The 23,716-nt window shown below is 65.1% G+C and carries 18 protein-coding genes; 10 read left to right on the forward strand and 8 right to left on the reverse strand.

The genetic code is table 11. The features are described 5' to 3' along the window. Positions 1 to 478: 478 nt before the first annotated feature. From VX159_RS13870 to pedF, 4 genes are read right to left on the reverse strand one after another with little or no spacing between them, the layout of a single operon-like run. The gene (locus VX159_RS13870; protein WP_371323476.1) at positions 479 to 1,012 is read right to left on the reverse strand and encodes a cytochrome b; all 534 of its coding nucleotides are present in this window, start codon (positions 1,010 to 1,012) and stop codon (positions 479 to 481) included. Then, a complete protein-coding gene (locus tag VX159_RS13875) occupies positions 1,009 to 1,953 on the reverse strand; it encodes a beta-propeller fold lactonase family protein (RefSeq protein ID WP_371323477.1) in 945 nt (314 codons plus the stop codon). The genes VX159_RS13870 and VX159_RS13875 overlap by 4 nt, the downstream gene beginning before the upstream one ends. A gap of 13 nt (positions 1,954 to 1,966) precedes the next feature. Continuing rightward, positions 1,967 to 2,815: a substrate-binding periplasmic protein gene (locus tag VX159_RS13880; RefSeq protein ID WP_371323478.1), complete on the reverse strand. Its 849-nt coding sequence runs from the start codon at positions 2,813 to 2,815 to the stop codon at positions 1,967 to 1,969. Further along, positions 2,805 to 3,233, reverse strand: a complete 429-nt coding sequence (pedF, locus tag VX159_RS13885) for a cytochrome c-550 PedF (RefSeq protein ID WP_371323479.1) — start codon at positions 3,231 to 3,233, stop codon at positions 2,805 to 2,807. Before pedF ends, VX159_RS13880 begins: the two co-directional genes overlap by 11 nt. Positions 3,234 to 3,472: 239 nt before the next feature. Between pedF and VX159_RS13890 the strand changes: the two genes are divergently transcribed. The 5 genes from VX159_RS13890 to VX159_RS13910 all read left to right on the forward strand — a co-directional run bounded on the left by VX159_RS13890 (position 3,473) and on the right by VX159_RS13910 (position 10,373). After that, positions 3,473 to 5,482, forward strand: coding sequence for a sigma-54-dependent Fis family transcriptional regulator (locus VX159_RS13890; protein WP_371323480.1), 2,010 nt, complete (start codon positions 3,473 to 3,475; stop codon positions 5,480 to 5,482). A gap of 333 nt (positions 5,483 to 5,815) precedes the next feature. Beyond that, complete coding sequence (locus VX159_RS13895; RefSeq protein ID WP_371323481.1) at positions 5,816 to 6,916, forward strand: asparaginase; 1,101 nt, start codon at positions 5,816 to 5,818, stop codon at positions 6,914 to 6,916. A gap of 366 nt (positions 6,917 to 7,282) precedes the next feature. Next, positions 7,283 to 8,242 (forward strand): LysR family transcriptional regulator, encoded by a 960-nt coding sequence (locus tag VX159_RS13900; protein ID WP_371323482.1) that lies wholly within the window; start codon positions 7,283 to 7,285, stop codon positions 8,240 to 8,242. Between the two features lie 82 nt (positions 8,243 to 8,324). Continuing rightward, positions 8,325 to 9,686, forward strand: coding sequence for a diguanylate cyclase (locus VX159_RS13905; RefSeq protein ID WP_371323483.1), 1,362 nt, complete (start codon positions 8,325 to 8,327; stop codon positions 9,684 to 9,686). A 6-nt stretch (positions 9,687 to 9,692) separates the two neighbouring features. Further along, positions 9,693 to 10,373, forward strand: a complete 681-nt coding sequence (locus tag VX159_RS13910; RefSeq protein ID WP_371323484.1) for a DUF3592 domain-containing protein — start codon at positions 9,693 to 9,695, stop codon at positions 10,371 to 10,373. A gap of 13 nt (positions 10,374 to 10,386) precedes the next feature. Here VX159_RS13910 and VX159_RS13915 read toward each other — a convergent pair whose 3' ends face one another. Further along, the gene (locus VX159_RS13915) at positions 10,387 to 11,505 is read right to left on the reverse strand and encodes a GGDEF domain-containing protein (protein ID WP_371323485.1); all 1,119 of its coding nucleotides are present in this window, start codon (positions 11,503 to 11,505) and stop codon (positions 10,387 to 10,389) included. Positions 11,506 to 11,679: 174 nt separating this feature from the next. Here VX159_RS13915 and uvrA point away from each other — a divergent pair, with 174 nt between their 5' ends. The 3 genes from uvrA (at position 11,680) to VX159_RS13930 (ending at position 15,832) form a co-directional block, all read left to right on the forward strand. Further along, positions 11,680 to 14,505 carry an excinuclease ABC subunit UvrA gene (gene uvrA / locus VX159_RS13920; protein ID WP_371323486.1) on the forward strand — a complete coding sequence of 942 codons (2,826 nt, stop codon included), beginning with the start codon at positions 11,680 to 11,682 and terminating at the stop codon, positions 14,503 to 14,505. Beyond that, entirely contained in the window at positions 14,502 to 14,894 is a 393-nt protein-coding gene (locus VX159_RS13925) for a diacylglycerol kinase (protein WP_371323487.1), read from the forward strand. The genes uvrA and VX159_RS13925 overlap by 4 nt, the downstream gene beginning before the upstream one ends. 218 nt (positions 14,895 to 15,112) lie before the next feature. Beyond that, a complete protein-coding gene (locus VX159_RS13930) occupies positions 15,113 to 15,832 on the forward strand; it encodes a hypothetical protein (RefSeq protein WP_371323488.1) in 720 nt (239 codons plus the stop codon). A 7-nt stretch (positions 15,833 to 15,839) separates the two neighbouring features. Here VX159_RS13930 and VX159_RS13935 read toward each other — a convergent pair whose 3' ends face one another. Continuing rightward, the gene (locus tag VX159_RS13935) at positions 15,840 to 17,321 is read right to left on the reverse strand and encodes a PLP-dependent aminotransferase family protein (RefSeq protein ID WP_371323489.1); all 1,482 of its coding nucleotides are present in this window, start codon (positions 17,319 to 17,321) and stop codon (positions 15,840 to 15,842) included. 94 nt (positions 17,322 to 17,415) lie between these two features. On the opposite strand from VX159_RS13935, the gene VX159_RS13940 reads away from it, so the two are divergent. Then, the gene (locus VX159_RS13940) at positions 17,416 to 18,075 is read left to right on the forward strand and encodes a pyridoxamine 5'-phosphate oxidase family protein (RefSeq protein WP_371323490.1); all 660 of its coding nucleotides are present in this window, start codon (positions 17,416 to 17,418) and stop codon (positions 18,073 to 18,075) included. A gap of 1,089 nt (positions 18,076 to 19,164) precedes the next feature. Here the strand turns inward: VX159_RS13940 and VX159_RS13945 are convergent. After that, a complete protein-coding gene (locus VX159_RS13945) occupies positions 19,165 to 19,941 on the reverse strand; it encodes a ferredoxin--NADP reductase (protein ID WP_371323491.1) in 777 nt (258 codons plus the stop codon). A 112-nt stretch (positions 19,942 to 20,053) separates the two neighbouring features. Here VX159_RS13945 and VX159_RS13950 point away from each other — a divergent pair, with 112 nt between their 5' ends. Then, a complete protein-coding gene (locus VX159_RS13950) occupies positions 20,054 to 20,977 on the forward strand; it encodes a LysR family transcriptional regulator (RefSeq protein ID WP_371323492.1) in 924 nt (307 codons plus the stop codon). 851 nt (positions 20,978 to 21,828) lie between these two features. Here the strand turns inward: VX159_RS13950 and VX159_RS13955 are convergent. After that, positions 21,829 to 23,691: a potassium transporter Kup gene (locus VX159_RS13955; RefSeq protein ID WP_371323493.1), complete on the reverse strand. Its 1,863-nt coding sequence runs from the start codon at positions 23,689 to 23,691 to the stop codon at positions 21,829 to 21,831. Positions 23,692 to 23,716 lie beyond the last annotated feature (25 nt).

Below are 23,716 nucleotides of genomic sequence, written 5' to 3' on the forward strand. Positions count from 1 at the left end.
TCAATCGGGGGAGCATTCTAATGGGATTTTCCGGCACGGCGCCAGCGGGTACCCAGCAGCGAAGGTCGGCTTGTGCTGAGCTTGCGCCGGCCTCGAATGGCAGTTTCTGAAACCCGCCAACCACCGGCGAGAAACGACCGCAGCCGCGCCGTTCGCTGCTGCCCGAGGGTACTGGGCCGGCGCTTTGTCGACTGCGGCGAGCCCGGCGCCTATGGACGCGATGGGTGCCGCCCCAGGCATCGGGCGGGCAGGTTGTGGCCATCGCCAACACTTGTACCGCCCACCCAAAAACATGGCGCCAGGTATCGACCCGCACGATTGGTCTTTACTGCCCTGTCACGGTCGACCGTGAAAAACCGTCTTTTTCCGGTACCGCTGCCGTTGGCTGGCGGTGCCTTGGGTCTTGCGGCACCGCACACCGCAGGCGTCCGCTGCCGCACGCCACTGCCCCACTCCTGCTCCAAAATGGAGCAACTGCTCAATCCCGGAACAGGCGCGCGGGCAACATCCGCTTGAGGATCGGCTGCCCGTGCAGTTCATGGCGGATGACGCCGGCCAGATGCAGCGCAATCAGCCCAGCACCGCTCCACACCAGCGCGAAGTGCAGCGACTTGAACAGGGCGTTGAGTTGCTCGTCCGGCGCGAACAGGCGCGGCAGCGGCCAGCCGAAGAATTTCATCGGGTACTGGGTGAAGGCCGAGGCGAGAAAACCGGCGAGTGGTGCAGCAAGCAGGAACAGGTAAAGGCCAAGATGGACGATGGCCGCCAGCCGCGCTGGCGCCCCGTTTTCGAGCGCCGGCGGTGGTGGCGATTGCCGGCGCCAGGCCAGGCGCAGCGCGAGCAGCAGCAAGGAGAGCAGGCCGAGCGACTTGTGCAGGTTGTAGGCGGCGCTGCGTTCGGCCCCCTTGGGCAGATCGACCATCTGCCAGCCGAGCCAGAGCAGGCCGAGGATCAGGATCGCCGAGAGCCAGTGCAACAGCATCGCCGGCCAGCGGTAGCGCAGGGTTTTCATCGGATCGCCACTCCCCAGGGCAGTTCGCCGACGGCAATTTCGCTCACCACCTGGCGGCGCCCAGTCGCGATGACCGAGACGGTGCCTGAGCGGCCGTTGGCGACGTAGAGCTTGTCGCCGGCGGCGGTCAGCGCCATATTCCACGGCCGCTTGCCGACGGCGATGGTAGCCACCACCTGCTGCGTGGCCACGTCGATTTCCATCACCGAAGCATCGCGGCCGTTGGAGACATAAACGCGCTGGCCGTCGGGATGCACGGCAACTCCGTTCGGATACTGGCCGACGGCGATTTCGGCGACCACGCGCTGGCTGGCGATATCGAGCGCATAGACCTTGCCGGCCAGTTCGCAGGCGACGTAGGCGAGGCGCCCGTCGGGCAGGAAGCCGATGCCGCGCGGCCGCTTGCCGACCGGGATGTGGGCCACCTGGCGGCGCTGGCGCAGGTCGATCACGTCGACCTGCTCGGCCTCTTCGGCGCTGACGTAGAGCCAGCGGCCGTCGGGGCTGAACACCGCGTGCTCGGGGTTCTTGCCGGCGACCGCGATTTTGGCCACTTCGCGGCGGTCGACCGTGGATACCAGGTGCACCGCGTTGTCGTCTTCAACCGCCACCGCCAGCAGCCGGCCGTCGGGCGACAGGCTGACGCCTTCGGGCGAGGCGCCAAGGCGCAGCGTGTGCAGGCTGCGGCCGCTGGCCCGGTCAAGGACCAGCAGGCTGCCGCTCTTGCCGTCGCTGAGATACAACTCGCGAGTCCCCACCGCAATGCCGCGCGGGCGCTGGCCGACGGGCACAGTCTGCAGCACCTGATCGCTGACGGTATCGATCAGGCTCAGGCTGGCCGATTTTTCGTTGGGCACGTAGGCGGTATCGGCCTGCCCAGCCAGCGGTGCGAGCAGGGCCAAGCAGCCGGCAAGCAAGGGAGCGATCCGGGGTGTGCGCATGATGGCAGCCTCCTCAGGCGGGTAAATGGGTAATCCCGTAACGGGCAAAGATGGCGGCCAAAGTGCCATCGCGCTTGAGGTCAGCCAAGGCGGCCGCCAGTGCATCGGCCAGTTCGGCCTCCTCAACCTTCACCGCCATCCCCAGCGGCCAGCCGTCGGTTGGCAGTTCGGGCAGACGGAAGGCGTCGAGCGCCAGCTCGCTGCGCCCGGCCACCGCCGCCTCCAGCTCGCCACGCGGCGCCAGCACCGCCGCAAGCTGCCCGCTCGCCAGCGCGGCGGCCGCATCGCCGACGTTCTTGAAATGCACCACCTGCTCGCGCAACCGGCCATTGAGCACGGAAAGCAGGAAGGCATCGGCGAGGGTGGCGGTTTCGACCCCGATTTTTTCGCGGGTAAACACCTCCAGCGCCACCGCCGCCGAACCTTGCGCCGGCTGCGGCACGCGCCCCGGATGGCGTGCCAGGGCCAGGGTCTCGCGGTGATAGGGGGCAAAAATGCGGACTTTGTCGTTAGCCGCAGCGAGTTTGCGGTCAACCGGCACGTGCAGCATCACATCGGAAGGCTGGGTCCCGAGGTAATGTCCTTTCCAGACCATGTTGCGCAGGTCGTCGCTCATGTCTTCATCGGCGGTATAAGCGACGATGTCGGCGGCAACCCCGAGGCGGGCGGCCAGCGCCCGGCCGAGATCGGCGTCGATGCCCTTGCCGCCGGCCAGCGAATAGGGCGCGAAGTCTTTGTACACCGCCACCCGCAGGCGGCCCTGCTGGCGAATCCGCGCCAGTGCATCGGCCCGAGCCGGCAGGCTGGCCGCCAGCGGCAGCATCGCCAGTCCCTTGAGCCAGAGGCGGCGATCATTCTTCATGGACAGTCTCCAGCCAGGCGCGGATCGCCCACATCGCTTCCTGGCTCAGCGTGCCTTCGAACGGCGGCATATAGACCCGGCCATCGCGGACCGAACCCTTGCGGATGCGCTGCAGGAAGACCTCATCGCCCTCGTCGCCGAGCGGCAGGTAGCGCAGGTCGGGGGCAATCCCGCCGGAAATCGCGCCCAGACCGTGGCAGCGGGCGCAGTTCTGGTTATAGGCCGAATCGCCGATGCGGATCGCGGTCGCGTCCTTGCGGTAGGGGTTGCTGGCCAGAAAATCGGCGCCCAGCGCCTTGAGGCCGGTGGTATCGACCGCCTGCGGCACGACATCGCCGTGCGCCAACACCTGGCTGGCGGTCACGGCGATGGCGAGGGAGGCGGCGATCAGACTGAGCTTGCGGAAGGGATGGGTCACGATTGTCTCCTTGTTATCGGTTGAGGTGAAACAGTGCCCCCTCCTCTGCAAACGCCATGCCACCCCCCGGCAAGAACCTGGCTACCGGTTTTTTAAACGTTTGCATGAGGTTCTGGCACAACCCTTGCTCAACGGTGACACCCCGGATTCGGAGCAATTGCTTAGAAACGGGGCAGGTGTTACGTTATGAAACAACACCAATAAAAACAAACACATCTGGAATAAATCCAGGAGGAGCGATGAGACAAGCCATCCAATTGGCAGGGGGGCATGACCCGCTGCTGCATGAGGCGCGAACGCTGTTCTTCGCGCAAGGCTCGGCACTGCCGGGGGGACTGATCGATCCTTTGATCGCCCGGTCGTGGGAACGCTGTCGCCGCTTCGGCCTCAGCGAGACGATTCTGGGCGCGCCCAGCGAAGGCATCGACCGGCTCGCCCTGAAAACCGAGCAGGAGCGCCACCGGGCGCTGCTGACCCTGGGCCGGCCGATCATGGAGCACGTCTACGAGCAGATCCGCGAATCGGGCAGCATGGTGATCCTCGCCGACGCCAGCGGCCTGCTGCTCGAAACCGTCGGCGACCCCGACTTCGTCAGTCGGGCCGACCGGGTGATGCTCGCCGCCGGTGCCTCGTGGGACGAAAACCTGCGCGGAACCAACGCGATCGGCACGGCACTGGCCGAGGAACAGCCGGTGGCGGTGCTCGGCGCCGAGCATTTCATGGAGAACAATGCCTTCCTGACCTGCTGCGCCAGTCCGATCTTCGGTCCCGACGGCCGCCTGCTCGGCGTACTCGACATTTCCGGCGACTACCGCACCCAGCAGCGGCACACCCTGGGCCTCGCCCGCTTGTCGTCGGCGATGATCGAAAAGCGCCTGTTCGAGGCGGCCCACGCGCAGCACATCCTGGTCTGCTTCCACGAACAGCCGGAATATCTCGGCAGCCTGCAGGAGGGCATGGCGGCAGTGACCCCCGACGGCCAGATCCAGGCGATCAACGCTCAGGGCTGCCGGATTCTCGGCATCCGCCCGGTCGATGCGCTGCGCCGCGATTTTTCGCTGGTCTTCGAGAACCAGCTGGGCCCGCTGATCGACCGCCTGCGCCTGTACCCGCAAGGACATCAGGTGCTGCGCGTCGGGCCGCAACTGCTCTGCCTGCAATTGCGCGGCCAGTTGCCGGGGCTCAGCGTCAGCGGCCGGGTAATCGACACTACGGCCGCCGCGCCCGGCCGGCGCAGCGAAAGCCCCCGCGAAACTGCGAGCAGCTCCCCACCGCTCACCCTCGACACCTTGAGCACCGGCGACCCACGCCTGCAACTCGCCATTGACCGGGCGCGCAAGATGCTCGGCCGCGACATTCCGATCCTGATCCAGGGCGAGTCCGGCGCCGGCAAGGAGATGTTTGCCAAGGCCTTCCATAACAGCGGCCCGCGTGGCGAGCAGCCCTTTGTTGCCCTCAATTGCGCATCGATTCCCGAGACGCTGATCGAATCCGAGCTCTTCGGCTACCAGGGCGGCGCCTTTACCGGCGCGCGCAAGGAAGGGGCGCCGGGCAAGATCCAGCAGGCGCACGGCGGTACCCTGTTCCTCGACGAGATCGGCGACATGCCGCTCAACCTGCAGGCCCGCCTGCTGCGCGTGTTGCAGGAGCGCTGCGTGACGCCGCTGGGCAGCACGCGGGCAATACAGGTCGATATTTCCCTGGTCTGCGCCACTCACCGCAAATTGCGCGAGGAGGTGGCGCGCGGCAGCTTCCGCGAAGACCTCTATTACCGTCTGGCCGGCATGAGCGTGACTTTGCCAGCCTTGCGCGAACGCAGCGACATCGACGTCCTGGTAGACAAGATCACCGCCCGCGAAACCGCCCGGCGCAGCCGTCCGGCGCGTTTCTCGCCAAGCGCCCTGGCGCTGCTGCGGAATTACCCGTGGCCAGGCAACATCCGCCAGTTGTTCAACGTGATCCGCGTTGCCGTCGCGCTGCTCGACGACGACGACAGCCTGATTACCGAAGCGCATCTGCCGGAGGAGTTTTTCGAAACCCCGCCGCACTACCCCACGCCGGCTGCAATGCCTTCGGGCGCGCTCCCTCCAGGCCCGGTGGCCACCGCAACTGCCCCCGCCAGCCTCGACGAAATCGGCCGCCTGGCCGCCCAGCAAGCGCTTGCCGCCGCCGGCGGCAACGTCTCGCTCGCCGCCCGCCAGCTCGGCATCAGCCGCAACACGCTGTACCGCAAACTGGGACGGATGTAGCCCCCCCGCCGGAAACAACCGCCGGCGGGGCGTTGTGCCTCCGTTCCGGCCAGCGGGGCGAGCTCCGGCGCAAGGCCGGCCATCGGTTTTCCGATGCCCGGCCGCGCCAAAAATCCGGTTTTCCGACCACCAGTTCGGCGGCCGCCAGAAAATTCACCGATAAATCATCGATTTATCCAGTCAAAACTACAGGCACGCGGCTTGCAATAAGAAAAGACCTCCTCCGGCAACAAGGAGGCCTGCCCCTGTCGCTGTCACTGCCGGCGGCGACGGGGGCTCCCGCTTTTTCCGTATTTGTCGCACCTCCCCCTCTCCTGACAGAAAGGACATTCCATGTTCTCCCACGCTCTCGCCCTGCGGACGAATTCCCTGCGCCGCAGCCTGTTGCGCGGCACCGCGCTGACCGCGCTGGCGCTATGCAGCGCCGCCGCCCTCGCCGCCGACCTGCCCAAGGTGGTGATCCTCGCCACCGGCGGTACCATCGCCGGCGCCGGCGCCGAAGCCACCAACAGCGCCACCTACCAGGCCGCCAAGGTACCGGTGGACAAGCTGATCGCCGGCATTCCGCAGCTTGGCAAAGTGGCCGAGGTGCGTGGTGAACAGGTCTTCCAGGTCGCCTCCGAAAGCCTGCGCAACGAAAACCTGGTCGCGCTGGCCAAGCGCGTTTCGGCACTGAGCAAGCAGAAGGATGTGGACGGGATCGTGATCACCCACGGCACCGATACTGCCGAAGAAACCGCCTACTTCCTGAATCTGGTGGTGGCGAGCGACAAGCCCATCGTCGTCGTTGCCTCGATGCGTCCGGGTACGGCAATGTCGGCCGACGGCCAGCTCAACCTGCTCAACGCCGTCGGCGTGGCCGGTAGCAGCGATGCACGCGGCAAGGGCGTGCTGGTAGTGATGAACGACGAGATCAACAGCGGCCGCGACGTGAGCAAGGCAGTCAACATCCGCGTCGATGCCTTCCGCAGCCCCTGGGGCGCGCTGGGCATGGTGGTCGAGGGCCGCAACTATTGGTTCCGCCGCCTCGACAAGCGCCACACCGTGAATTCCGAGTTCAATATCGACCAGATCGACAGCCTGCCGCTGGTCGAAATCGCCTACGCCGCCGGCAACGCCAACCCCACCGCCTACCGCGCACTGGCCCAGAGCGGTGCCAAGGCGCTGATCCACGCGGGTCCGGGCAACGGCTCGGTCGCTGCCGGCGTCGTCCCGACCCTGCGCGAACTGCGCGGCCAGGGTGTGCACATCATCCGCTCCTCGCACGTCAATGCCGGCGGTTTCGTGCTGCGCAACGCCGAGCAGCCGGACGACCAATACGACTGGGTGGTCGCCCACGACCTCAACCCGCAGAAGGCGCGCATCCTGGCCTCGGTGGCCCTGACCAAGACCCAGGACAGCAAGGAGTTGCAACGCATCTTCATGCAGTACTGAGCATTTTTGCCCTCTGCCACGGTCGACCGTGGTAGAGCGCAAAAAACGGTCGCCGCTGCGGCGGCCGTTTTACTTTGCGGCCAGACCGCCAGCAGCGGAGTGCCAAAGCAAACGCGGCGCCGCCGTTGCCGGCAGGCGCCGCGTTCATCCATTCCGGGTCGGAAAGTCTTGGCACAGGCCGGCGGTCGGGTCTGACCTGACTCCGCTGCGGGTGGCGGCGGCTGGCGCAGTGCGTCGATGGCGGGATTAAACCAGCCCGGCAGCAATCTGAAAAATTCAGATTAAAGATAGAACCATCTTGAAAACAGATCGGTTTTGCGCAACTCTTCCTGATTCACTCGCTCACCCTCCCCCGCAGGCCAGCCGATGGAACTCCGCCAACTCCGTTATTTTGTCGCCATTGCCACTCATGGCAGCCTGTCGCAGGCCGCCGCCCGGCTCTATGTCGCGCAGTCGGCGCTGAGCCACCAGCTGGCGCAACTGGAAAACGAACTGGGGGCAACGCTGTTCGACCGGTTGCCGCGCGGCGTAGCGCTGACCGCTGCCGGCCGGGCTTTCCATGCCCACGCCGAAGCTATCCTGCGCCAGGTCGAGGCGGCGCGCGCCAGCGTGCGCAACGAGGCGGCAACGCCCGCCGGCAAGGTCATCGTCGGCATTCCCCACAGTCTTTCGCAAGCCCTCGCGCTCCCCCTGCTCAAGGCGGTGCGGGCGACCCTGCCGCAGGTCGAACTGGAACTGACCGAGGAACTGACCGGCAACCTGGTGCCGCAATTACGCGCCGGCCAGATCGACCTCGCCTTTCTGTTCGCTGACGGCACGCTCGACGAATTCCGCCACCAGCCCCTGCTCGTGGAGGAGTTGCTGCTGATTTCGCCGCCCGAACAGACACCGCCGCAGCCGCTCGATCTGGCGACGGCACTGCGCCAGCCGCTGATCCTGCCGGCCGCGCCGCACGGTGTACGTCCGATCATCGAGGCGGCCGCCCGCACTGCCGGGCTGGCGGCTCCGAACGTGGTGGCCGAGATCAGTTCGATCAGCATCCTGCGCACCAGCCTGCTCGCCGGCCTTGGTCATACCCTGCTGCCACCGATGCCGCTGCAGCGTGAACTGGCCGAAGGCCGCTTGCGCGCCTGGCCGCTGGCCAATACCCCGTTACGCCGGCAAGTCGAACTATGCAGCGCCCGTCACCTGCCGCCGACGCCGGCCGCGCTGGCAGTTGCCGAACTCTGCCGGACACTGGCCCGGCAACTCTGTACCGAGGGCGAATGGGCAGGAGCAAGCAGCCTCGACCCGGGACTTTTGAACGAATTTCACGGTCGACCGTAGGCAGGCCCATTTTTTCTGAGCAATGCCGCCGGCTAGTGCAACTCGCGTTAGCATCGCACCATTGCCGTCGCGGAACCCGATCATGAAAACTCCGAGCTCTCCCGCCACTCCCGCGCCCGACCCCACGGCCTCCTCTCCGGTCGGCCTTGATCTCGCCAACTTCGGCCTGCCGCCGGAACAGTTGCTGCCCTTCGTGCTGCGCAGCCTGAACCGGATCGACGACGAAATTCTCTGGATCAACCACGAAGGACGCATTCTCGACGCCAACGAAACGGCTTACCGCAACCTCGGCTACAGTCGGGAAGAACTGCTGCAACTGCGAATTGCCGACATCGATCCGAACTACGACAGCACTTACTGGCAAACACACTGGCAGGAACTCAAGACGAACGGCTCGCTGACTTTCGAGTCGACCCACCGGAGCCGCAGCAGCCATACCTACCCGATCGAAGTGGTCGCCAACTATTTCGAATTCGCCGGCCGCGAATTCAATTGCGCGCTGGTCCGCGACATTACCCGGCGCAAGGAAACCGAAGCCGCACTGCGCAGCCGCGAAGAGCAATTGCGCATGGTCCTCGAAGCTGCGGAACTCGGCCTCTGGGACTGGGACATCGCGCTCGACCGCGTGGACCGCAACGAACGCTGGGCCGGCATGCTCGGGTTTCGCCTCGACGAACTCGACAGCAAGGTGCTCGACAGCCTGGCGCTGGTCCATCCCGACGACCGCGACAAAGTCTGGCGCTCGCTCAACGAAACCCGGGCCGGACGCCAGCCGGCCCACCGCATGGAATACCGGATGCAGCGCCGCGATGGCAGCTATTGCTGGGTTTTCGACCACGGTCGGGTCACCGCCTGGGATCACGATGGCTGCCCCAGCCGGATGAGCGGCATCCATGTGGACATCACCGAACGCAAGCTGCTCGAAGGCGAACTGCAAAAGCAGGCGCATACCGACTTTCTCACCGGCCTGCCCAATCGCCGCCACTTCATGCAACTGGCCGAGCACGAGCTCAATCGCTCGATCCGCTACGGCAGCCAGCTGGCGATCCTGATGCTCGACGTCGACCATTTCAAATCGATCAACGACCGCTACGGCCACAAGTTCGGTGACGACGTGCTGATCCGTCTCGCCGAGACCCTGCGCAAAGTGCTGCGCAACAGCGATGTGGCCGGGCGCCTGGGCGGCGAGGAATTCGCCATCCTGTTGCCGGAAACGCCGCTCGAAGGCGCAGCCGAAGTCGCCGAGCGGATTCGCCTGGCGATCGCCGAAAGCGAAATGCCACTACCTGGTGCGCTGCCCTTCCGGTTTACCGCTTCGCTCGGCGTCGCCGTGCTCGACGCGCGCGACCATACCCTCGACCAGTTGCTGAACCTTGCCGACAAGGCCCTCTACCAGGCCAAGGAGGGCGGTCGCAACCGCGTCTGTCTGGCCGAGGAGTCGTAAGCCACGATGCCTCGCCGCAGCGGCTCCCTATGGCCGATCTACGCCTTGGGTGGCGCCTGCTGCCTGCTGGCACTGGCGGCCTTGATCCTGGTTTTGTGGCAGATCGGCCAGTCACTGCGGGCCGAGCGCTGGATTGCCCACCCGGCCGAACTGATCGAGCAGCACGCCAGCATCGCCCCCGGCATCGGCCTGCGCCGCGACCTGAGCCGTCAGGCAGGGCGCTATCGCTACCAGTGGGCCGGCCGCGAATACTACGGCGAACAGCTCAGCTTTTCCTTCGCCCGCAGCAGCAACTTCGACGATTGGGATGCCGAACTGGCCGAGCAACTGGGCGCGCCCGGCGAATCGTTCATGCTCTGGGTGAACCCGAATGACCCGGCTGAAAGCGTGGTTCGCCGCGACATCCGCTGGGGAGAAATCGGCGCTGCGCTATTTCTGGTCGCGGGCTTTGGCGGCGGCGGTGGCGTCCTGCTCGCTGCCGCCGGCCAGCGCGGCCCCCGGCAACGTCGGGCCGGGCCGCCCCGGGTAAATGGCCGCACCCTGCTGCTGATGAGCGGATTGCTGCCGCTGTTTGCGCTGTTCGCCTGGCTGCTGTGGCGTGACAACCACCCCTTCTGGGCGGTACTGGCCGGCTTGCAGCCACTGCTCACGCTCAACGCCTGGCGCATCTGGTGGCCGCAGCGCTGAACGCGCCCGGCGGTCAGACCGTCACCGCCACCGGCGGAGCGGGCTGCGGCTCGCTGACAAACACCGAGACCTGGTTGCGGCCGGCCATCTTGGCCCGATACATGGCCTGATCGGCACACCGCTGCAGCACCTGCATCTCGACCGGGCAGCCTTCGCTCCCGGCAACTCCGATGCTGGTCGTTACGCGCAGGCATTCGCCGCCGCCAATATCCGGAGCCAGGCGTTCGACCGCCCGACGGAGGTTCTCGGCAACCAGCACCGCCGCATCGCGGGAAGTGTCGGGCAGGAACACCGAAAACTCCTCGCCGCCGATCCGCCCCAGCGTATCGCTGCTGCGGATGCTCGCGCCCAGGGTTTCGCCGACCCGCTTAAGCACCACGTCGCCAGCGGCATGCCCGTGCCGGTCGTTGATTGCCTTGAAATGATCGAGATCGACAAAAAGCACGGCATACGGGCGCCCGCTGCGCTGCGCAGCGGCAATCAGGCGGTCGCAGATTTCGTAATAGGCACGCGCATTGAGAATGCCGGTCAGGGGATCGCGCATCGCCAGCAGATACAGCCGTGCATTGGACTCGCGCATGCGCACGTAGTAGGAGACCGAGCGCGAGGCAAAAACATGAAAAAACAGGGCCAGATAGATCATGCAAACCACTGCCGTCGCCAGTGCCGGCTGGCTGTACGGCTGGCTCATCGAGGCGTTGCCGAGGATCAGCCCGAGCAGCGACAAGGCGGTGATCACAAACCCGACCTGGCGTCCGAGCAGCAAATAGACGCCGGGGATATTGGTGAATAGCCAGAGGATGCGCAATTCATCCTGCGGCACGTAAGCCAGCACCGAGGTGTATTCGATGATGCAGATCGCCTCGTAAATCCAGGCGATCGCCAGAAACCGCTGCTTCTGCCCGCGCAGCAGCAGCCACAACGACAGGGCGGCAGCGATGAAGAAATGCATGGTCAGCACATGCGGCGAATTGAGCGGATTGAGCCGGGTATATTCGCCAAGCACGAAGACTGCGGTAAACAGCGCACCGCAGATCAGAACGATACAGAGAAACTTGAACTGGAATTCCAGATGCTCTTCGCACGGATCGAATTCGATCCTGCCAAAAATGATGCGATCCAGCCGCCCCATACCTGCCCCGCCCTGCTCATGCCAAAAGGGAAAAAATAGAAGACCCCGCCGCCTCTGACAAGCTAGCAAAAATGACAGCTATCTTTTCATCAACTGTTATTAAATACAGTATTTAATGCATTGGTGCGAGCTTTTGCGTATAGTTGCCCCTCCCCAACCCGATCCCGAACAGCGATGGAAACCCTGCGCATTCGCGGTGCCCGCACGCATAACCTGAAGAACATCAACCTCGACCTGCCGCGCGATCAGCTGATCGTGATCACCGGCCTGTCCGGTTCCGGCAAGTCCTCGCTGGCTTTCGACACGCTCTACGCCGAAGGCCAGCGGCGTTATGTCGAATCGCTGTCGGCGTATGCGCGGCAGTTCCTGCAGTTGATGGAAAAGCCCGATGTCGATCTGATCGAAGGCCTCTCGCCAGCGATTTCCATCGAGCAGAAGGCGACCTCGCACAACCCGCGTTCGACGGTCGGCACGGTCACCGAGATTCACGACTACCTGCGCCTGCTCTACGCCCGCGCCGGCACGCCTTATTGCCCCGAACATCACCAGCCGCTGGCGGCGCAGACGGTGTCGCAGATGGTCGACCACGTGCTGGCGCTGCCGGCCGAGACCAAGCTGATGATCCTGGCGCCGGTGGTCGCCAACCGCAAGGGCGAACAGCTCGAACTGTTCACCGAATTGCGTGCCCAGGGTTTTGCCCGCGTCCGCGTCGATGGCGAGGTTTATGAAATCGACGCCGTGCCCAAGCTGGCCAAGGCGCAGAAGCATACGGTCGATGTCGTCGTCGACCGCTTGAAGGTACGCGACGACATGCGCCAGCGCCTCGCCGAGTCCTTCGAAACCGCGCTGCGCCATGCCGACGGGCGGGCCATCGCGCTGGAGATGGACTCCGGTCAGGAACACCTGTTCTCGGCCAAGTTTGCCTGCCCGGTCTGTTCCTACGCCTTGCAGGAGCTGGAGCCACGGCTGTTCTCGTTCAACAACCCGATGGGCGCCTGCCCCAAGTGCGACGGCCTCGGCGTGATCCAGTTCTTCGACCCCAAGCGGGTGATCACCAACCCCGAACTGTCGCTGGCCGATGGCGCCATTCGTGGCTGGGACAAGAAGAACCAGTTCTACTACCAGATCATCGAATCGCTGGCCGAGCACTACGGGTTCACGGTCGACACGCCGTTCGCGCAACTTTCCGAGGAAGTCCGCCAGATCGTGCTCTATGGCTCGGGCAAGACCGAGATCCGCTTTCTTTACGAGAACGAGAAAGGCACCCGCTTCGACCGCAGCCACACCTTCGAGGGCATCATTCCCAACCTCGAACGGCGTTATCGCGGCAGCGACTCGCAGGCGGTGCGCGAAGACCTGGCCAAGTACATCAGCAACTCGACCTGCCCGCATTGCTCCGGCTCGCGGCTGCGCACCGAGGCGCGGCATGTGCGGGTCGGCAGCCACACCCTGCACGAGATCAACCGCCTGCCGCTGGGCGAGGCGCGCAATTACTTCAACTGCCTGGAACTGACCGGTGCCAAGGCGCAGGTCGCGGAGAAAATCCTCAAGGAAATCACCGCCCGCCTCTCCTTCCTGATCAACGTCGGCCTCGACTACCTGTGCCTCGAACGCTCGGCGGAAACGCTCTCGGGCGGCGAAGCGCAGCGCATCCGCCTGGCCTCGCAGATCGGTTCCGGCCTGACTGGCGTCATGTACGTGCTCGACGAGCCTTCGATCGGCCTGCACCAGCGCGACAACGACCGCCTGCTGCACACCTTGCAGAACCTGCGCGACATGGGCAACACCGTGCTCGTCGTCGAACATGACGAGGACGCGATCCGCGCCGCCGACTACGTGGTCGACATCGGCCCCGGCGCCGGCGTCCATGGCGGCGCCGTCGTTGCCCACGGCACCCCGGCCGAAGTCGCGGCCAACCCGGAATCATTGACCGGCGCCTATCTCTCCGGCGCGCGGGCGATTTTGCCACCGGCCAAGCGTCGACCGTGGAATCCGGAAAAACAGCTGCAAGTCCTCGGCGCCAGCGGCAACAACCTGAAAAACGTCGACCTGAGCCTGCCGGTCGGCCTGTTCACCTGCATTACCGGCGTCTCCGGCTCGGGCAAATCGACGCTGATCAACGACACCCTGTACGCGGCGGCGGCCAAGCACCTCTACGGCGCCACCACCGAGCCGGCGGCGCACGACCAGATCGTCGGCCTCGACCTCTTCGACAAGGTGATCAACGTCGACCAGGCGCCGATCGGCCGCACTCCGCGTTCCAACCCGGCGACCTACACCGGCCTGCTGACGCCGATCCGCGAGCTGTTTTCACAAGTGCCGGAATCGCGCACCCGTGGCTACGGCCCCGGCCGCTTCTCGTTCAACGTCAAGGGCGGGCGCTGCGAGGCCTGCCAGGGCGACGGCATGATCAAGGTCGAGATGCATTTCCTGCCCGACATCTACGTCCCCTGCGACGTCTGCCACGGCAAGCGCTACAACCGCGAGACGCTGGAAGTCCAGTACAAGGGCAAGACCATCCACGACGTGCTCGGGATGACCGTCGAACAGGCGCGCGAATTCTTCGACCCGGTCCCGGTCGTCGCCAAAAAGCTGCAGACCCTGGTCGACGTCGGCCTCAGCTACATCACCCTCGGCCAGAGCGCAACGACGCTCTCCGGCGGCGAGGCCCAGCGCGTCAAATTGGCGCTCGAACTCTCCAAGCGCGACACCGGCCGCACCCTCTACATCCTCGACGAACCGACCACCGGCCTGCACTTCGCCGACATCGAACTGCTGCTCAAGGTGCTGCACCGGCTGGCCGACCACGGCAACACCATCGTCGTCATCGAGCACAACCTCGACGTGATCAAGACCGCCGACTGGCTGGTCGACCTCGGCCCCGAAGGCGGTGCCGGCGGTGGCCGCATCCTGGTCGCCGGCACGCCTGAAACGGTGGCGCAACACTCGGCGAGCCATACTGGGCGCTTTCTCAAACCGCTGCTGGAAAAAACCGCATGAGCCACGACCCCGACACCAGCGTCATCGACCAGTACAAGGGCAAGCAGGGCCTGACCCGCTTGCTCAACGCGCTCGGCTATTCGCGCGACGGCCTCGCCGCCGCCTGGAAAAACGAAGCGGCGTTCCGCGAGGAAGTGCTGCTCGCTGCCGTCGCCATCCCGCTGGCGCTGTTTCTGGCCCAAACCGGCGTCGACCGTGCACTGCTGATCGGCAGCATCCTCTTCGTCCTGATCGTTGAAATCCTCAACTCGGCGGTCGAGGCAGTGGTCGACAAGGCCTCGCCGGAACACCACGAACTGGCCAAACGCGCCAAGGACATGGGCAGCGCGGCGGTGCTGCTGTCGCTGCTCAACGCGACGGTGATCTGGGCCTGCGTGCTGTGGCCGTAAACCATTTGGCAAGCCCCTAGGTAAATCCCTTAGAAGGTCAGCGAACAGTCAGACGAGCGATCTAAACTCGTTTCCGGTTTCTCCTCCAGGGAGCCACATACCCTTAACCCGTCGCTTGACGGGTTTTTTTTGTCCGCGACCGCCCGCCTCTGCCGGGCAACCGGCCCACCATGGCCACCTGTCACCCAAAATTCATCGTTTGCCGCTAAGATCGCCCGATGACCTCGCACCGCCCTTTCCTGCCGCTACTGCCTGCCTTGCTGGCGCTAAGCACCCTGTACACCGGCCATGCCCTCGCCGCCCGCCCTTTCGTCACTGACGATGCCCGCCTGACCACCGGCGGCAGTTGCCAGCTCGAAAGCTGGACCCGCCTCTACCGCAACAGCCAGGAATTCTGGGCCTTGCCCGCCTGCAACCCCGGCGGCAATTTTGAAGTCACCGCCGGCGGTGGCCGTGCCCGCAACGACGGCGAAGCCGCCACCAGCGACTACGTGCTCCAGGGCAAGACCCTGTTCCGCCCGCTGACCACCAACGACTGGGGCTGGGGCCTGGCAGTCGGCAAAGTGATGCACCCCGGCGTCAACCCCGGTCCGAACCTGCTCGGCAACACCTATTTCTACCTGCCGGCCTCGTTCTCGTTCAACGACGACAAGCTGATCGTGCACACCAACCTGGGCATGTTGCACGACAAGGCCAGCGACCGGAACAGCGCCACCTGGGGCATCGGCGGCGAATTCCAGCTGACCCCGCGCCTGCTCGGTATCGCCGAAAGCTTCGGCGACAGCCGCCACAACCCCTACTGGCAGGTCGGCGCCCGCTACGCCATCGTCCCCGACCGGGTCCAGATCGACGCCACCATCGGCCAGCAATACAACGGCCCCACCGCCAGCCGCTGGCTCTCCTTCGGCCTGCGCCTGACCCCGGACAAGCTGTTTTAAGCCTTTTTCACGGTCGACCGCGAACTGCGCCGTTTTTCCCGGCACTGAGCGACCGAACTGCTCTCGCCAGCTGCCGCACGGCATCTGCCAGCGTCCCTTCCGCCAGATTTCCGTAGCCGAGCACCAGGCCGTTGCAGCGCATCGGCGCGCGGGTGTAGCTGCTCAGCGCCCGCACCCCCAGCCCCTGTTCGGCCGCCTGCTTCACCACCTCGGTATCGCTGATCCGCTCCGGCAACCACATCACCAGATGCAGGCCGGCCTCGCCGCCGGACAACTCGACGGCGGGCCCGAATGCCGCCTTCAACGCGCTGCGCAATGCCAGTTGCCGGGCGGCGTAACGCGCACGCATGCGGCGCAGATGGGCAGTGTAATAGCCGCGCCGGATGAAATCGGCGAGGGCGCGTTGTTCGATCCCCTGACCCGGACGCATGGCCTGGACCGTGGCGCGGGCAAAATCGCCGGCGATGGCATGCGGCAGGACCAGATAGCCGAGGCGCAGGCCGGGATAGAGGGTTTTGCTGAAGGTTCCAACGTACACCACCGGAGCGTCAGGCTGCAGGCCGAACAGCGCCGGCGGCGCCGGTCCGGCGCGCCGGAACTCACTGTCGTAATCGTCCTCGACGATCCAGGCGCCGGCCTGGCGGGCGCGCTCAAGCAGCGCCAGACGCCGAGCCAGCGGCAGAACGCGGCCGGTCGGGTACTGGTGCGATGGCGTGACCATGATCAGGCGCGGCGGATGGTCGCACCAGTCACGCTCGCTGGGGGCCACCCCCTCGCCATCGACCGGCACGTCGTGCACCTGCAGTCCGGCCAGAGCAAACGCAACGCGGGCGGCGAGATAGCCGGGGTTCTCGACCCAGGCCGTGTCGCCATGATCGGCCAGCAAACGGGCGCACAGGTCCAGCGCTGCCTGCGTCCCACTGGTGATGACGACCTGGGCAGGCTCGACCGCCAGACCGCGAACCGTCGTCAGGTGGCCAGCCAGGGCCGCGCGCAGGGCCGGATCGCCCCCGTGCTCGGCATACCCGAGCTGGCGCCACCCGGCATCGCGCCAGGCACCCTCCAGACAGGCACGCCAGGCGCGGAAGGGAAAGGCGCCGTAGTCGGGGGTTCCCGGCGCAAACGGCAAGGCCGCCACCTCGCCAGCCGGTTCCGGCGCCCATGCCGCCATCGCCCGTGCGGACAAGCGCAAGGCGGCGGCGGGCGGGCGCGGGTCGGAAGATGCGGGTGCCGGCCGCAGCGCGAGCGAAGCCACCCGCGTTCCCTGGCGGTCGGCCTGCAAGCAGCCTTCGGCGGTCAACTGCTCGTAGGCAAACAGCACGGTATTCCGGGCAATATCAAGGGACGCCGCCAGACGGCGAGTCGCCGGCAGCAGCGTGCCGGGCGACAAGCGGCCGGACAGAATCGCCTCGCGCAGGCGGAGGTAGAGCACACGCTGCCGCGGCATGGCTTCCGGCAAAGGGGGGGCAAGCAACCAGTCCAGTTCCATCGTGGCTCCATCGATCCATCACTTCATGGCACTAACAACGGTACCACGAGTTCCCTAAGCTAGGCCCATCGACACGCTATGGAACCTTTCCGCCATGCCCCCCGCAACAGCCCCCTCCCCGCGCACCCGTATTCGCCGCAAACCGGAACGCGCCGCCTACGACGCCGCGAGCATCCACGCCATCGTCGACGCGGCAGTGATCTGCAGCGTGGCCTTCCAGATCGACGGCACGGTTCATGCCATCCCGACCATCCACTGGCGCGAGGGCAATCATCTCTACATCCATGGCGCCAAGGCATCACGCATGCTGCAGGCGCTGACCGCCGGCGAAGCCTGCGTCACGATCGCCCTGGCCGATGGCCTGGTGCTGGCCCGCTCGGCCATGCACCATTCGCTGAATTACCGTTCGGTGGTGATTTACGGCCGCTTCGCGCCGGTGCTCGATGAAGCGGAGAAACGGCACAGCCTCGAAGCACTGATTGAAGGCCTCTATCCCGGCCGTTGGGACACCCTGCGCCCGATCAACGACAAGGAACTGAACGCCACCAGCGTGCTGCGCCTTGAACTGACCGAAGCATCGGCCAAAGTACGGAACGCCGGAGTCAAGGATGACGACGAAGACCTCGGCTGGCCGGTGTGGGCCGGGGTGATCCCGCTGCAGACAGTGACGGGCGCGCCACGCCGCGAAGACGACAGTGTCGGGCAGCGCGTCCCGGCCACTCGCTTTACGCCGCCAAGCGGCAACAAGCCCTAGCTACTGGCCCGCCTTCGGCCTGCGCCAGCCCCCGGACAAGCTGTTTTGAGCCTTTTTCACGGTCGACCGTAACTTCGAGACGTTTTTCCCCGGCCCTCTGCGGCGTCGAGCAGCACAGGATGGGCGGGGGATTTCGGTTCGCATTGTTTGAGCCGCAGGCGAGTTCATGCGAACCGCCCGACCGTCCGAGCAGCGCAGAGCACCCGGCAAAGCCGGACGCCGCAGCGGGCGCGCCTTCTTTTGGCTACTTTTCTTGGCAAGACAAGAAAAGTATGCCCGCCGGTCAACGGCGGAAAACAGCGCCTCCCAATGCAAGAACCCAATCCCTCCAGCAAACACCACCGGCTCCTTACTTGCCCTGCCGAGCCCCTGGCTTGTTCGAAAATGATTGAGCCTGGTTTCCGCGCCTGACGCGCGGGCATACTTTCTTTTGCTTCGCCAAAAGAAAGTAGCCAAAGAAAAGGCGACCCCAGGTGACGCGGTCGGCTGCGCCGACTCCCCTGCGCTACTCGTCGAGCCGGGCGGCTGGCTAAACTCGCACCTGCGGGGCTCAAACACCGCCAGCCGAAATCCCCCGGCCCGCCTGCGTTGCTCAGCGCTTCACATGGGGACCCAAAGGCGTCGCGGCGGAAAGGCTGAAGAAAGAACAAAAGCTGATTGGCTTTTACGGTCGACCGGCAAAAAGGCAAAAAGGCCAATTTTCTGCGTCGACCGTAAATCCGAGACGTTTTTCCCCCGCCCTCTGTGGCGTCGAGCAGCGCAGGGCGGGCGGGGGATTTCGGTTCGCATTGTTTGAGCCGCAGGCGAGTTCATACGAACCGCCCGCACGCCCGAGCAGCGCAGAGCACCCGGCGCAGCCGGGCGCCGCAGCGGGCGCGCCTTCTTTTGGCTACTTTTCTTGGCAAGACAAGAAAAGTACGCCCGCCGGTCAACGGCGGAAAACAGCCTGTCAGCATCCGCCATGGGACGCCCCCCGCCAGGGCTACCGTTCAGGCCTTTTCTACGGTCAACACCGCACAGCGTGCGATTTTCAGGCTACCCAAGAGGGCGTCACCGCCCGGCGAGCCGGCTGAGACAACCTCACCCGCCTCACTGCTCGACAAAAGCCCGCTCGATCACATAATCCCCCGCCTCGCCGATGTGCGGCGAAATCTTGAAGCCGTAGCCGTCGAGCATTTGCGAGATTTCCTTGAGCATCGCCGGGCTGCCGCAGATCATGCCACGGTCGGTGGCCGGGTCGAGCGGCGGTTCGCCGAGGTCGGCGAAGAGCTTGCCGGAGGTGATCAGATCGGTCTGGCGGCCGGTGTTGCGGAAGGGTTCGCGGGTCACGGTCGGGTAGTAGATCAGCTTGTCGCGGATTTCTTCGCCGAGGTATTCGTGTTCCTTGAGGTCCTGCTCGATGTAGTCGTGGTAGGCCAGTTCGTTGGTCCAGCGGACGCCGTGAATGAGGATGATCTTCTCGAAACGCTCGTAGGTTTCCGGGTCGTGGATCAGGCTCATGAACGGCGCCAGACCGGTGCCGGTGGCGAACATAAAGAGGCGTTTGCCCGGCTTGAGGTCACGCAGGACCAGGGTGCCGGTCGGCTTGCGGCTGATCAGCAGTTCATCGCCGGGTTGCAGGTGCTGCAGGCGCGAGGTCAGCGGGCCATCCTGGACCTTGATGCTGAAGAATTCGAGGTGTTCCTCGTAGTTGGCGCTGGCGACGCTGTAGGCGCGCATCAGCGGCTTGCCGTTAACCTCCAGCCCGATCATTACGAACTGGCCATTGACGAAGCGCAGGCCGGGGTCGCGGGTGGTACGGAAGGAAAACAGGGTGTCGTTCCAGTGATGAACGGAGAGGACTTTTTGCGGGGCGAAGGCACTCATAGCGGGGGGCTGTCAGGCGGTGGCAATGGCGACATTGTCGGCGACCTGTCTTAGCGAAAAAAGCGGATAATCTGAATATCAATCAGCGACAAAACAAATAAGGTACCGCCGCATGAAATTCAGCCTGCGCCAGATCGCGATCTTTGCCGCCATCGCCCGCTGCGGCAGCGTTTCGCAAGCCGCCGAGCGGCTGGCGATGTCGCAGTCGGCGGCGAGCAACGCCCTACTCGAACTCGAACGCGCCTACGAACGGCCGCTGTTCGACCGGATCGGCAAGAGCCTGCACCTGAACAGCGACGGGCGCGGCCTGCTGCCCTTTGCCGAACGCCTGCTCGGCCAGGCCGCCGACATCGACAGCCTGCTCGCCGGCGACCGCCCCGGCCCGCTCGCGGTCGGCGCGACGCTGACCATCGGCAACTATCTGGCGACCCTGCTGGTCGCCGATTACCTGCGGCAAAACCCGGACTCGCCGGCAACGCTGCACGTCGCCAACACCCACCAGATCGTCGCCAGCCTGCTCGCCTTCGACTGCGACCTCGGCCTGATCGAAGGCGAAGTCAGCCACCCCGACCTGCGCTGCGAGCCCTGGCTGGAGGACGAACTGCTGGTCTTCTGCGCGCCCGGCCACCCGCTCGCCGCCGCCAGCCACGCCGATAACGCGACGCTGGCGGCGCAGGACTGGATCCTGCGCGAACCCGGCTCGGGCACCCGCGACCAGTTCGAACGCCAGATTGCGCGCCAGCTGCCGCAGGTGCAAACCCGGCTCGAACTGGAACACACCGAAGCGATCAAGCGCGCCGTCGAATCCGGCCTCGGCATCGGCTGCCTGTCGCGACTGGCCCTGCGCGAAGCCCTGCGCCGGGGCAGCCTGGTCGAAATCGCCACCCCGCAATTCGACCTGCGCCGCCACTTCTACCTCGCCTGCCACCGGCAGCGGCACGAAAGCCTGGCGATGCGGCGCTTCCGGGCACTTTGCGCGGGCTTTACTGGCGGCGCGCGGGATACCGGGGAACTGGTGTTGCCGTTTATTCCCTGAGTTTTTGGGGTTTTTACGGTCGACATGGGAAAAATGGATTTTTTCGGGTCGACCTTGGTAATGCGCGGGCGAGCTTGTTGTGAGGTCGGCAATAACCAGACCTTGGGTGGCCCTGATTACGGCGGTTTTCCGCGCCTGACGCGCGGGCGTACTTTCTTTTGCTTCGCCAAAAGAAAGTAGCCAAAGAAAAGGCGACCCCAGGCTACGCGGTCGGCTGCGCCGACTCCCCTGCGCGACTCGAATCCGGCGGGGGGCTGCGGAACTCGGCCCTACGGGCCTCAAACAGTCCTCGCCCCTTATCCACCGGCTTCTGCGTTGCTCGGCGCTCCACATGGGGACCCAAAGGCGTCGCAGCGGAAAAGTTTGGCGCAGGAACAGGCAGAACAGGGACCTGTTACGGTCAACCTGGAAAAACGCCCATTTTTACCGTCGACCGTAAATCCGAGACGCTTTTCCCCCTGCCCTCTGCGGCGTCGAGCAGCGCAGGGCGGGCGGGGGATGTCGGTTCGCATTGTTTGAGCCGCAGGCGAGTTCATGCGAACCGCCCGCACGCCCGAGCAGCGCAGAGCACCCGGCGCAGCCGGGCGCCGCAGCGGGCGCGCCTTCTTTTGGCTACTTTTCTTGGCAAGACAAGAAAAGTACGCCCGCCGGTCAAACGGCGGAAACCAGCGCCTCCCAATGCAAGAACAAAAGCCCCCTTCGGCCAAGGACCCTCCCCAACGCCCCGGCGAAAAAACGCCTGCTTTCACGGTCGACCGTAAAAACAGGCGTTTTCCAAAGAATCACCAAGCCGGCGAGAGGCTTCCGGCAGGCAACCGCCCCGGCCAAAAACCGAGGCCGCCGCCCCCCGCTCACAACACCAGTTGCGTCCCCAGTTCGACCACCCGATTGGTCGGGATGTGGAAGAAGTCGCTGGCGCTGGTCGCGTTCTTGGACATGATCGCGAACAGCCGCGCGCGCAGCGGCGAAATCTTACGGCTGAACGACGGGACGATGGTTTCGCGCGACAGATAGAAAGTGGTTTCCATCATGTCGAAAGCTTCGCCGAAACGCTTGCAACCTTCAAGCGCTCCGGGTACGTCGGGGCTTTCCATGAAGCCGTAACGGATGATGACGCGAACGAAGCCCTTCTGCATGCGGTGCACGTAAATCCGGTCAAAGTCGTTGATGTAGGGCGTATCGGCGGTTTGCACGGTAACCAGTGCAACCCGTTCATGCAGGACCTGGTTGTGCTTGAGGTTGTGCAGCAGCGCCGCCGGGACGCCGTCCTTGGCGCTGGTCATGAACACCGCCGTACCATAGACCCGGTGCACGCCGTCGATGGCCTGGATGAAATCTTCCATCGGGATGCTCTGCTTGGCCATTTCTTCCGAGACCAGCCGGCGGCCGCGCCGCCAGGTGGTGAGTACGGTGAAGGAGATCAGACCGGCAACGATCGGGAACCAGCCACCTTCGGGAATCTTGATCACGTTGGCGGCAAAGAAGGCGATGTCGGCGGCGAGCAGGCTGCCGATGGTGACTGCAACCAGCGACCAGTGCCAGCGCCACATCAGCACCATCACGAAGGCGACCAGAATGGTGTCGATCAGCATCGTGCCGGTGACCGCGATGCCGTAGGCGGCGGCGAGGTTGGACGAGGACTTGAAGCCGATCACCAGCGCCACCACCGCGAGGTAGAGGCTCCAGTTGGTGAAGGGCACGTAAATTTGCCCTTCTTCCTTGCCCGAGGTGTGGATGATCTGCATCCGCGGCAGCAGGCCCATCTGCACCGACTGGCGGGCGACCGAGAAGGCGCCGGAAATCACTGCCTGCGAGGCGATCACGGTCGCCAGCGTGGCGATTCCGACCATCGGCAGCAGCGCCCAGTCCGGGGCGAGCAGGAAGAAGGGGTTCTGGATTGCTTCCGGCTCGGCCAGCAGCAAGGCACCCTGACCGAAGTAATTGAGCACCAGCGCCGGCATCACGTAGCAGAACCAGGCCAGGCGGATCGGGAAGCGGCCGAAGTGGCCCATGTCGGTATACAGGGCTTCGCCGCCGGTGACCGCCAGCACCACCGAGCCGAGCGCCAGGAAGGCGAGCCCCGGGTAGTGGACGATGAAATGGATTGCGTAGGCCGGATTGAGCGCCGCCAACACGGCCGGGTTGTCGACGATGTGGCTGACGCCGAGCACGGCAAGGATGCCGAACCAGCCGGTCATCACCGGGCCGAAAGCAAGGCCGACGGCGCCGGTGCCGTGCTTCTGGATCAGGAACAGCCCGGTCAGGATCGCCAGGGTGATCGGGATCACGTAGGGCTTCAGGGTCGGCGCCACCAGTTCCAGGCCCTCGACCGCCGACAGTACCGAGATCGCCGGGGTGATCATGCTGTCGCCGTAGAACAGCGCCGCCGCAAAAATTCCGAGCAGGGTCACGATCCAGGCCAGACGGGGATTCTTGGCACGCTCGGTAACCAGCGCCAACAGCGCCAGCGAACCGCCTTCGCCCCGGTTGTCGGCGCGCATGATGATCGCCACGTACTTGAGCGAAACCAGCGCCATGATCGACCAGAAAACCAGCGACAGGATGCCGAGGATGTTGTCCGGGGTGACCGGGATCGGGTGATGTCCGTTGAAGATTTCCTTCAGCGCGTACAGCGGGCTGGTACCGATGTCGCCAAAGACCACGCCGATGGCCCCCAGCGTCAGCGCCGGTAGCGCCTGTTTGCCGTGTTGCATGCTAAACCCCCTAAGCTTCTGTACC

This window comes from Dechloromonas sp. ZY10, assembly GCF_041378895.1.
GTDB classification, from domain to species: Bacteria; Pseudomonadota; Gammaproteobacteria; order Burkholderiales; family Rhodocyclaceae; genus Azonexus; species Azonexus aquae.